The sequence below is a fragment of the Candidatus Methylomirabilota bacterium genome, from assembly GCA_035315345.1.
Taxonomy (GTDB): domain Bacteria; phylum Methylomirabilota; class Methylomirabilia; order Rokubacteriales; family CSP1-6; genus CAMLFJ01.
Genome location: DATFYA010000035.1, coordinates 1 through 11,061, shown reverse-complemented (window position 1 = coordinate 11,061; position 11,061 = coordinate 1). Strand labels below are relative to the sequence as shown.

The 11,061-nt window shown below is 69.0% G+C and carries 10 protein-coding genes; 6 read left to right on the top strand and 4 right to left on the bottom strand.

Features of this window, described 5'->3' with window-relative positions:
* The 4 genes from VKN16_04850 to VKN16_04835 all read right to left on the bottom strand — a co-directional run.
* Positions 1 to 893: extracellular solute-binding protein (locus VKN16_04850; protein ID HME93527.1), on the bottom strand; the 893-nt coding region annotated here is incomplete at its 3' end.
* Between the two features lie 218 nt (positions 894 to 1,111).
* The gene (locus VKN16_04845) at positions 1,112 to 3,013 is read right to left on the bottom strand and encodes a TRAP transporter permease (protein ID HME93526.1); all 1,902 of its coding nucleotides are present in this window, start codon (positions 3,011 to 3,013) and stop codon (positions 1,112 to 1,114) included.
* Between the two features lie 12 nt (positions 3,014 to 3,025).
* On the bottom strand, positions 3,026 to 3,994 hold the full coding sequence (locus tag VKN16_04840) for a TAXI family TRAP transporter solute-binding subunit (protein HME93525.1): 969 nt from the start codon (positions 3,992 to 3,994) through the stop codon (positions 3,026 to 3,028).
* Between the two features lie 50 nt (positions 3,995 to 4,044).
* Positions 4,045 to 5,316: a [Fe-S]-binding protein gene (locus tag VKN16_04835; protein ID HME93524.1), complete on the bottom strand. Its 1,272-nt coding sequence runs from the start codon at positions 5,314 to 5,316 to the stop codon at positions 4,045 to 4,047.
* Positions 5,317 to 5,416: 100 nt separating this feature from the next.
* On the opposite strand from VKN16_04835, the gene VKN16_04830 reads away from it, so the two are divergent.
* From VKN16_04830 to VKN16_04805, 6 genes are read left to right on the top strand one after another with little or no spacing between them, the layout of a single operon-like run.
* Positions 5,417 to 6,190, top strand: a complete 774-nt coding sequence (locus tag VKN16_04830) for an outer membrane protein assembly factor BamD (protein HME93523.1) — start codon at positions 5,417 to 5,419, stop codon at positions 6,188 to 6,190.
* 5 nt (positions 6,191 to 6,195) lie between these two features.
* Positions 6,196 to 7,233, top strand: coding sequence for a GntG family PLP-dependent aldolase (locus VKN16_04825; protein HME93522.1), 1,038 nt, complete (start codon positions 6,196 to 6,198; stop codon positions 7,231 to 7,233).
* A gap of 30 nt (positions 7,234 to 7,263) precedes the next feature.
* On the top strand, positions 7,264 to 8,241 hold the full coding sequence (locus tag VKN16_04820) for an ABC transporter ATP-binding protein (GenBank protein ID HME93521.1): 978 nt from the start codon (positions 7,264 to 7,266) through the stop codon (positions 8,239 to 8,241).
* Between the two features lie 9 nt (positions 8,242 to 8,250).
* Positions 8,251 to 9,225, top strand: coding sequence for a dipeptide ABC transporter ATP-binding protein (locus VKN16_04815; GenBank protein HME93520.1), 975 nt, complete (start codon positions 8,251 to 8,253; stop codon positions 9,223 to 9,225).
* Positions 9,226 to 9,278: 53 nt separating this feature from the next.
* Positions 9,279 to 10,175 carry a dihydrodipicolinate synthase family protein gene (locus VKN16_04810; GenBank protein HME93519.1) on the top strand — a complete coding sequence of 299 codons (897 nt, stop codon included), beginning with the start codon at positions 9,279 to 9,281 and terminating at the stop codon, positions 10,173 to 10,175.
* Between the two features lie 5 nt (positions 10,176 to 10,180).
* A complete protein-coding gene (locus VKN16_04805) occupies positions 10,181 to 10,993 on the top strand; it encodes an alpha/beta fold hydrolase (GenBank protein HME93518.1) in 813 nt (270 codons plus the stop codon).
* Positions 10,994 to 11,061 lie beyond the last annotated feature (68 nt).

The window sequence follows — 11,061 nt, the reverse complement described above, 5'->3', positions numbered from 1 at the left end:
CGCCCGTTGGGCCCGCTCAGGCTCCGGTGGTGGTTGATGCCGTCGGCGGTGACCAGCTTGCGCTGCTTGGCCACGATGTAGGCCGAGACCGGGTTGTGGATCCAGCCCGCCTTGCCCTCCTGGATCGATTGGTTGTTGCTGGCGTCCGACCAGGACAGGACCTCGGGCTCCATGCAGTCCTTGAACATCTTCTTGTACCACTCGATGGCCTGGACGGTGCCGGGCGAGTTGATCTTCACCGTCTTGCCGTCCTTGTCGACCTCCATGCCGCCGAACGACCACAGGACCGGGCCCGCCGTCGAGATCGAGTCGTAGTTCTGGCTAATGGGGATGCCCACCGGGTTCCCCATCTTCTTGAGCTCGCGGCCGACCGTGTAGAGGTCCTCCCAGGTGTCCGGCACCTTGAGCGACGCCTTCTTGAAGAGGTCCTCACGGTAGGCGGCCACGAACATCCCATGGTACTGCGGCACCGCACGCCACACGCCGTTGACGTGCGCGCCCTCGTACGCGGAGGTGATCGCCTTGCCGTACTGCTTCTCGAGCCCGGTCACCACGTCCGAGACGTCCACGAGCTGCGGCTCGTAGAGCCACGGGAAGTGCATGCGCATCTCCACCATGTCGTGCCCGGCCTGGGTCTGGACCTCGGAGGCGTACTTCGCCTGCTGCGGCCCCATGTGGGAGATGTGGTCGATCTTCAGCTTGACGCCGGTGTCCTTGGTGAAACGCTGGCCGATCTCGGCGAGCTTCTTGTCCGAGGCGGGCGCGAAGTTGTTCCAGCAGAGATACGAGATCTCACGCTGCTGGCCGCGGGCCGGCGGCACACGGGCGGCGAGGATGCCGGCGAGGCCAGCTCCGGTAGTCGTCAGAAACTGACGGCGACTGACAGGTCCCATGAAGTCCTCCTCACGAGGGAACGGGTCGGGACAGTGGATCGAGAGAAGTGTCTGCGGACTCTATTCCGAGGGCCGGCCGGTGTCAAGCCGCAGAGGCTCCGGCTGCGCCCGGCCCGCCGTGTCGGGTCATCCCGCGTACAGCCGGAGAACCCCGTAGGCCAGGGTCCCGAGCAGCAGCGCGCCGCAGACGAGGGTCAGTACCACCTGGGCCGACCGGCTCACGGGCGAGGCACTCCCTCGGGAACCGCCCCGGGCGCCCCGGCCACCGCCGGCCGCAGCCACTGGAGCAGCAGCCCCACCGCCAGCACCACGAGGCCGACCGCGTCGGTCAGCGCCCCGGGATCGATCAGCATGAAGGCCGCGACCACGAACAGGCCGCGCTCGAGCCAGGTGGCCCGGCGCAGCAGCTGGCCCTCGAGGCCGGCGGCCAGGGCCACCACCCCGATGATGCCGGTGACCACCACCCGGCTGATCTCGCTCCAGGCTCCGTCGAACAGCAGGGCCGGCGAGTAGACGAAGAAGTAGGGCACGATGAAACCGGCGGCGGCGAACTTCATGGCCTGCAGCCCCGCGCCCCACAGCCCCGCCCCGCCGATCGAGGCCGCCGCGTACACCGCCAGCGCCACCGGGGGCGTCACCGCAGACAGGCACGAGAAGTAGAAGGCGAACATGTGGGCCGCCATGGGGGTGACCCCGAGCTTGATGATGGCGGGGATCAGCAGGGCGGCCTGCATGATGTAGGCGGGCGTGGTGGGCATGCCCATGCCGAGCACGATGCCGGCCAGCATGGTCACCATCAGGGCCACCAGCAGGTGGCCCGCGGCCACGTCGAGCAGGAAGCTGGTGAAGCGCAGGGCGAGGCCGGTCTGCAGCACGATGCCGATGACGATGCCGGCCGACGCGCAGGCCATCGCCACCGGCACGGTATGCACGGCCCCCTCTCGGAGCGCCTCCACGCACGCACGTGGGGCGAGACGCGTCTCACGGCGCAGCCAGGAGAGCGGGATCACCAGCGCGGACACCACGATGGCCGCGTAGGTCGGGGTGAAGCCCTGGAGGAGCAGGGCCAGCAGGAAGATCACCGGCAGGAAGAGATGCCCCTGCCGCCAGATGATCTGTCCCAGCACCGGCAGCTCGGCCTTGGGGATGCCGGACAGCCCCATGCGAACCGCGTTGAGGTGGATGGCCGCGAACAGGGCCCCGTAGTAGAAGAGGGCGGGAATGGCCGCCGCGATCATCACCTTGGTGTAGGAGACTCCCAGGAACTCGGCCATCACGAAGGCGGCCGCGCCCATGATGGGCGGCATGATCTGGCCGCCGGTGGAGGCCACCGCCTCGATGGCCGCGGCCGCCTCCGGCTTGAAGCCGGTCTTCTTCATCATCGGGATGGTGAGCCAGCCGTCCACCATCACGTTCGCCACCGCCGAGCCGGAGATGGTGCCGAAGAGGCTCGAGGAGACCACCGAGACCTTGCCGGGACCACCCCGCGCCCCGCCGGCGATGGCGTTGGCGAAATTCATGAAGAACTGACCAGCGCCCGACTTCTCGAGGAAGGCGCCGAAGATGATGAACAGGATCACGTAGGTGCCGGCCACGCCCAGGGGAACACCGAAGATGCCCTCGGTGGTGTAGAAGGTCTGGTCGATGGTGATCTCGAGGGTCAGGCCCCGGTGGTAGAGCACCCCGGGAAGCCACGGACCGGCGAGCCCGTAGGCCAGGAAGCAGGCCGCCACGATCGGCAGCGAGGCCCCGATGGTCCGGCGGGTTGCCTCCAGCACCAGCAGGATCGCCAGCCCGCCGACGAGCTTGTCGGCCGGGAACAGGGGGTGCGCGGTCGGGAACCGGTTCACCACGTACTGGTAGTTGACGAAGAGGTATCCCACGCAGGCGAGCGACAGCGCGGCCAGGGCCAGGTCCGGCCAGGACACCCGGTCGAGGGCCCGGCCCTTCCGGACCGGGAAGAGGAGGAACGACAGGACCAGGCTGAAGGCCAGCGTGATGTAGAGCAGGGCCTGCTGGTCCGGCGCGTACCAGGTGAGGCGAGCGTAGACGTGGTAGACGGACATGGCCACCGCCACCACGCCCAGGAGCAGGCCGGGATAGCCGCCGAGTCGGCGCACGACGACCGACCGCTACTTCAGGACCCCGGCTTCCTTGTAGTATCGCGCCGCGCCCGGATGGAACGGCATCCCGTAGTCGCGCCCCATGTCGGCGGGGGTGATGCCCTGCATGGCCTTGGTGACGTGTACGAAGTCGCCCCGCCCCTCCACGATGGCCTTGGTGATCTTGTACACCACGTCGGCCGGCGCCTTGGCGGAGGCGATCAGGATGGTGGGCGACTGGAAGGTGGGCACGTCGACCTCGATGCCCTGGTCGCCGTAGGTGCCGGCCTTGATCACGTGCCGCACGAACCCGGGGTTGAGCTCCTTCAGCTTGGCGAACTCGGCGTCCGTCACCGGGATCATGCGCAGCTTCATGGTGGAGCCCAGGTCAAGGATGAACGAGGCCGGCACGGTGGTGAACCAGCCGGCTGCGAGCGCCTGGCGGTTCTTCACCGCCTCCGCGTTCGAGGCCACCGGCCCGTAGCTCTTGGGACCCAGCTCGTCCAGCTTCATGCCGTTGACCCGCAGGAGGTTCTCCCATCCGTCGGCCAGGCTGGTGTTCCCCCGCGACGGCAGCGACACCGCCTTGCCCTTGAGATCCTTGAGCGACTGGATATCGCTGTTGGCGGGCACCACCAGCTGCCACACGTTGGGGTAGTAGCTGGCCACGTACATCGGACGGTCGGTCTGCTTGCCGGCCCACTGGCCCTTGCCGTTACGGGCGTCGTAGAGCACGTTGGTCATCGACCAGCCGAGGTCGGCCTTGTCGTTGCGAATCTTCTCCATGTTCACCAGCGCCGCCCCCGGCTCCACCTGCAGCTCCAGCTCCGGGTAGCGCTTCTTGACGATCTCCGCGGTCGCCCCAGCCAGCGGGATCCAGGATCCGCCGGTCGGTCCGGAGGAGAACACCAGGTTGACCTTCTGCTGGGCGGCAGCCGGCATCGGCACCGCGAGCGCCAGTGCCGCGAGCAAGGACGTGATCCGAGCCAGGATGCTCATGCGAGGGAACCCTCCTTGGTGGGATTGAACGGGATCCGGGGTGACCAGGGTCACCGAGGGAACAGGGGCACGATGCGCCCGGCCGGGTCGAAAGCGAGGGGCCGGCCCTCGCCGATCACGGTCAGGTCGGGACGCTTGGCGATCTCCGGCAGCAGCGCCTCCGAGCATTCGATCTCGCCGAGGACGAGGGTGCTGCGGATGCGAATCACCCGCGCGCGCTCGGGCGGGGTGAGGCCGATGCAGTTGAGCGCGTTCTCCACCGCCTCGCGGTCGCTCTCGAACACGAGCGGCAGCTTGGCCCCGTTGGGGGCGCAGGCGGTGAGGGTGTTGATGGCCGTCGGCTTCCAGTCGATCTTCTCGGCGAGCCGGCGGGTCGTGAAGTCCGCGTTGCCGATCCCGGTGGCGTTGCCGCCGCTGTCCTCGGTGAGGTCCAGCGCGACGATCCACAGGATCTTCGGGTCGGCCGGGAACGGCTCGTGGGGGTTCGAGGGCCGGCCGATGACGTTGGTGTCCATGCCGGAACCCGAGATGTTCTTGCCGATCTCCTCCACCACCAGGACGTCCAGGGGCGAGAACGGTAGCCGGGCCATCCAGGCCCGCGCGTCCTTCAGCAGGCGGCGCTCGCCCGCCTCCAGCTCGGCCGGGCTGAAGGCCTCGACGCACGCGGTCTCGTCGTACCCGTTCTCCACGATGCCCAGGCCGAAGCCGATGCGCGCCTTGGCGAGCATCTCGCGCCCGACCGCGGTGATCACCGTCTCGTAGCCGTGGTTGACGTTGGCCCGGTGATACTGGGTCGCCCCCTGGTACTTGCCGAGGCCGATCGTCATCATCTTGAAGAGCCCGGACTCGATCGAGCCCTTGAAGTCGGTGTGAGGCTTGATCCGGTTGACCAGCCCGATCCAGTCGGCCTCGGAAGCGGTGCGGTCGAGCCACACCGGCAGGCCGAGGGCTTCGCCGACCTGGACGACATCCATGGAGGCCCGGATCTCGCAGCCGATGGTCGCCTCGGTGATGCCGTAGTGGGCCAGGACCGATCGCTGGCCCTCGGCGGTGGCCCCGCCGTGGCTCCCCATGGCCGGGAACACGAACGGGCGCGCGCCCTGGGCCTTCAGCCAGTCGACAGTCGCCCGGACGATGACCGCGATGTTGGCGATCCCGCGGCTGCCCGCGCCGACCGCCACGGTGTCGCCGCGCTCGACGGGCAGATGCGCGGCTGCGAGGGTCCTGGCGACCCCTCCCGGGATGTCCTCGAGACGGGTGCGCTGGAAGGTCTGGCGCACGCGGTACATCGTCGGGAGGGTGACGGGTCCCAGCGGCGGCATGGCTGATCATAGAGAGCCCGGCCGGGACCTGTCAATGTCCTTGACTTTCCAGACTTCCCCCCTTACAACTGGGGGCCAATCGATGGCCGACCCCTGGCCGATGCGCCTCAAATTCCTCTCGGTTCACGTCGCATTCGTGAGTCTGCTCCTGCTGCAGAGCGGGTGCACGACCCTTTCGGATTTCTTTCGGCAGCGACCGCAGGCGCTGCCGCCGGCGCAGGAGCTGTACGCGGAGGGCGAGAGCCAGCTGAGCAAGAGCCGCTACGAGGAGGCGCGCGTGATGTTTCGCAAGGTGGCGGAGCGGCATCCGCAGTCCACCTACGCGCCCCGGGCCCGCTTCCTGGTCGGCGAGGCGTACTACCGCGAGGGCCAGTTCGAGAAGGCCATCAAGGAGTTCGAGGCCTTCATGGCCTTCTACCCGCGACACGAGATCGCCGACCTGGTGCAGTTCCGGCTGTCGATGAGCTACTACGACCAGATGAAGCCGGTCGAGCAGGACCAGGAGATCACCCGCAAGGCCATGGAGTCGTTCAAGGTGCTGGTCCGCGAGTATCCGGAGAGCCGCTACGCCGCCGACGCGCTGGCCAAGGTCGACATCTGCCGCGGGCGCCTGGCCCAGAAGGAGCTGTGGGTCGCCGCGTACTACATCAACCAGGGCAATCCGGCCGCGGCCCGGCAGCGGCTCGAGAAGGTGATCAATGAGTACCCGCGCACCCTCGTGATCCCGGAGGCGCTCTACCGGCTCGGCGAGGTCTACTCGGGAGACGGCCGTCCCGAGGATTCGCAGAGGATGTTCCGGCAGGTGGCCGACGAATACCCTTACACCGAATGGGGCAGGCGCGCTGCTCAGCGCCTCCAGACCGCTACGAGGTAAGACCCATGCACGACGTCGTCGATCTCCGCTCCGATACGCTCACCGTCCCCACCCAGGCCATGCGCGAGGCGATGGCCCGCGCCGAAGTCGGCGACGACGTCTGGGAGGAGGATCCGACCGTCCGCCGCCTGGAAGAGATGGCCGCGCGCCGCACCGGCAAGGAGACCGCGCTGTTCGTCTCCTCGGGCACCCAGGGCAATCTGGTCTCGGTGCTGGCCCAGACGCGCCCCGGCCAGGAGGCGGTGCTGGACGCCGATTCGCACATCTTCAACTACGAGGGCGCGGGCGCGGCGGTCTTCGGCGGCGTGCAGACGCTGCCCGTGAAGACGCAGCGCGGCTTCCTCACCCCCGAGCAGGTGCGCGAGCACATCCGGCCGAACAACATCCACATCCCGATGACCGGCCTCGTGTGCCTGGAGAACACCCACAACCGCCACGGCGGCACGTGCTGCACGCCCGAGCAGATCGAGGCGGTGGCCGCGGCGGCGCACGCCGCCGGCGTTCCCGTGCACCTCGACGGCGCGCGCATCTTCAACGCCGCGGTGGCCCTCGAGCGGCCGGTCGCCGACTTCGCGCGCCCGGTCGACTCCCTGACCTTCTGCCTGTCCAAGGGCCTCGGGGCGCCGGTGGGCTCGCTGGTGTGCGGCTCGCGCGAGCTGATCACGCGCGCGCGGCGGGTGCGGAAGATGCTGGGCGGCGGTATGCGGCAGGTCGGCGTGCTGGCCGCGGCGGGCATCGTGGCGCTGGAGTCCATGGTGGATCGGCTCGCCGAGGACCACGTCAACTGCCGGCGGCTCGCCGAAGGCGTGAGTCGGCTGCCGCACGTCCGGCTCGACCTGGCCACCGTGCAGACCAACATCGCCATCTTCCGGATCGAGAAGGACGGGGGCGCCGCCGAGCTGGTCACGGGCTGCCTGGCCCGCAAGGTGAAGATCCACCAGACCGGGCCCGCCACCATCCGGTGCGTGACCCACAAGGACGTCGACGGCAACGACATCGAGCGGGCCCTCGAGGCCTTCCGAGAGATCACGGCGGCCTGGTAGCCGCCCGCACCCCAGAGGAGGCCGCACCATATGGCCGAGCGCCTGCTGGATGTCAAGAATCTCAAGACCTACTTCTTCACCGACGAGGGCGTGGTCCGGGCCGTCGACGGCGTGGACCTCTACATCGAGAAGGGCGAGACCCTCGGGGTCGTCGGAGAGTCCGGCTGCGGCAAGTCGGTCACCGCGCTCAGCATCATGAAGCTCATCCCGCAGCCGCCCGGCCGCATCGTCGAGGGCGAGATCATCTACGACGGGACCAACCTCGTCACCCTGGCCGCCAACCGGATGCGCAAGATCCGCGGCAAAGAGATCTCGATGATCTTCCAGGAGCCCATGACCTCGCTCAATCCCGTGTTCACCTGCGGGGAACAGATCGCGGAGGCCATTCGCCTCCACGAGGGGCTCGGCCGGCGCGACGCGATGGCCAAGACGGTGGACATGCTCAAGCTGGTGCACATCCCGAACGCGGAGCGCCGCGTGAAGGAGTACCCGCACCAGCTGTCGGGCGGCATGCGGCAGCGCATCATGATCGCGATGGCTCTCTCCTGCAACCCGAAGCTGCTCATCGCCGACGAGCCCACCACCGCGCTCGACGTGACCATCCAGGCCCAGATCCTCGACCTCCTCAACGAGCTGAAGTCGAAGCTGCGCATGGCGGTCATGCTGATCACCCACGACATGGGCGTCATCGCGGAGACCGCCCAGCGGGTCGTGGTCATGTACGCGGCCAAGGTCGCGGAGGAGGCGCCGGTCGCCGATCTGTTCAAGGAGCCGCTGCACCCCTACACCCAGGGCCTGCTGCGCTCGATTCCGCGCATCGACCTGGCCGCGACCTCCCACCGACGCCTCGAGACGATCCCGGGCACGGTGCCGACGCTGCGGGGTGACATCGCGCCGGGCTGCCGGTTCGCCCCGCGCTGTCCGTTCGTCAAATCGGTGTGCACCGAGAAGGATCCGGTGCTCAAGGAAGTCAAGCCGGGACACAAGGTGTCCTGCTGGCTCTACTAGAGGCCACCCATGGCTGAGACGCCTCTCCTCCGGATCAGCAACCTCAAGAAGTACTTCCCGATCCGCGGCGGCCTCTTCTCCCGTGAAGTCGCGCGGGTGCACGCGGTCGACGACGTGAGCTTCTCGCTCCTGAAGGGCGAGACGCTCGGGCTCGTGGGCGAGTCGGGGTGCGGCAAGTCCACCACCGGCCGCTGCATCCTGCGCCTGATCGAGCCCACCGCGGGCGAGGTGTGGTTCGAGGACAAGAACGTCACCACCCTGGACAAGCGCTCGCTGCGTCACCTGCGACGCGACATGCAGATCATCTTCCAGGACCCCTACGCGTCGTTGAACCCGCGGATGACGGTGGGCTCGATCATCGGCGAGGCGCTGGTCATCCACAAGCTGGCCAAGAGCAAGCGCGAGCGCGACGAGCGGGTGGTGCACCTGCTCGAGACGGTCGGTCTGAGCGCCGACCACCTGCGCCGCTACCCGCACGAGTTCTCGGGCGGCCAGCGCCAGCGCATCGGCATCGCGCGCGCCCTCGCGGTGAGCCCGAAGCTCATCGTGGCCGACGAGCCGGTCTCCGCGCTGGACGTCTCCATCCAGGCCCAGGTGATCAACCTGCTGGAAGACCTCCAGAAGCAGTTCAACCTGACCTATCTCTTCATCGCCCACGACCTCTCGGTGGTCGAGCACATCTCGACGCGCGTCGCGGTGATGTACCTCGGCAAGATCGTCGAGATCGCGCCCGCCAAGGAGCTCTACACCAACCCGAAGCACCCCTATACCGAGGCGCTGCTCTCCGCGGTGCCGATCCCCGATCCCGCAATCAAGCGCAAGCGCATCCTGCTGGAGGGCGACGTGCCGAGCCCGATCAAGCCGCCCTCGGGATGCCGCTTCCACACCCGCTGCCCGATCCGGGTTCCGTCCTGCTCCGAGAACGAGCAGGTGCTCAAGGAGATCACGCCCGGCCACTGGGTCGCCTGCCAGGTGAGGGCCTGACGCCTCCCTCTCCCCATAGGGGAGAGGGCAGGGTGAGGGGTGCTCTCGATCCCATGATTGGCTGGTCCGGCATCTTCCACATCCTCGCGACTCCGTTCCGCGAGGACGGCGCCCTCGACGTCGAAGGCCTCCCCCGGCTGGTCGAGTCCGCCCTGGCCACCGGCGTGACCGGCCTCACCATCCTCGGCATCGCGGGCGAGGCGCATCGGCTCACCGACGAGGAGCGCCGCCGCGTGATCGAGATCGTGGCGAAGGAGACGCGGGGTCGGACGCCGGTGGCGGTCGGCGTCTCCGCCTCCGGCACGCACCTGGCCACCGCCTTCGCGCGCATGGCCCGCGAGCACGGCGCCGACGCGCTGATGGTGGCGCCGCCCGCCGGGCTGAAGAATCTCGATGCGGTCGCCGAGTACTACCGTACCGTCGCGGCGGCCACCGCGCTGCCGCTGGTGTTGCAGGACGAGCCGGTGACCACGCAGGTGACGATGCCCGCGCCGTTCATCGCGCAGCTCTGCGCGGACATCGCGCAGATCGAGGCGGTCAAGCTCGAGGAGCCGCCCACCCTGCCCAAGATCACGCGCCTGCGCGCGCTCTTCGGCGACCGGGTGGCCATCTTCGGGGGCCTCGGCGGGGTGTACTTCTTCGAGGAGCTGTCGCGCGGGGCCGACGGCGCGATGACCGGCTTCCCGTTCCCCGAGGCTCTCCGCGCCATCCGCGAGCACTTCGTCGCGGGCCGTCGGGACGACGCGCGCGCCCTCTTCTACCGCTGGCTGCCGATGATCCGCTACGAGAGTCAGCCCGGCGCCACGCCCGGCACCGCGGTCGGCATCCGCAAGGAGATCCTGCGCCGCCGCGGCTGGATCGCGTGCGCCGTGGTCCGGCCGCCGGCGCCCGCGCTCGACGCGGCCACGCACGCCGAGATCGCCGAGCTCCTCGCCGCCGTCGCCTCCTGATCGCCGTGCCGACCGTCAACGCCACCGGCGTGCGGCTCTTCTACCAGGAGACCGGCGCGCCCGACGCCCCGCCGCTGGTGCTGATCATGGGCTGGGGCGGCGACCACACCGCGTGGGCCCTGCAGGCGCCCGCCTTCGCCGCCGCGCATCGCGTGATCGCGCTCGACAACCGCGGCGCCGGCCAGAGCGAGGTGCCCGACGGTCCCTACACCATCGCGGGCATGGCCGAGGACGTGGTGGGACTGATGGACGCCCTCGGCATCCGGGGCGCCCACATCTGCGGCGCGTCGATGGGCGGCATGATCGCCCAGGAGCTGGCCCTGCGGCACCCCGATCGCGTGCGCACCCTGCAGCTGCATTGCACGACGCCGGGGACCGACGCGTACGGCCGCTTCCTGATCGACACGCTGATCGCGATCAAGGCGCGCGGCGACCGCGAGCTGTACACCCGCGCGGTCATGCCCTGGATCCTGTGCCGCAAGACCATGGTCGAGCGCCCGGAGTTCATCCGCTTCTGGATCGAGCGCGCCCTGACCTACCCCTACCCGATCAGCCTGGAAGGGCTCTCCCGCCAGGCGCAGGCCATCGGCGGGCACGACACGATGTCGCGTCTCGGGGAGATCCGCGTCCCGACGCTGATCACCACCGGGATCGAGGACATCCTGGTTCCGCCCTCGTCGTCGCGCGACCTGCACGCCGGCATCCCGGGCTCCTCACTGCACGCGATCGAGGATGCCGGGCACCTGCACTTCATCGAGCAGGCGGAGAGGTTCAACGCGATCTGCCTGGAGTTCCTGGCGAAGCACCGCGGCCGCTGAGGGCCCGCGCCGAATTCCGGAGCTAGCGCGCCCGCGCCTTCGCGACGAGCGGGGTCTCCTCCCAGATG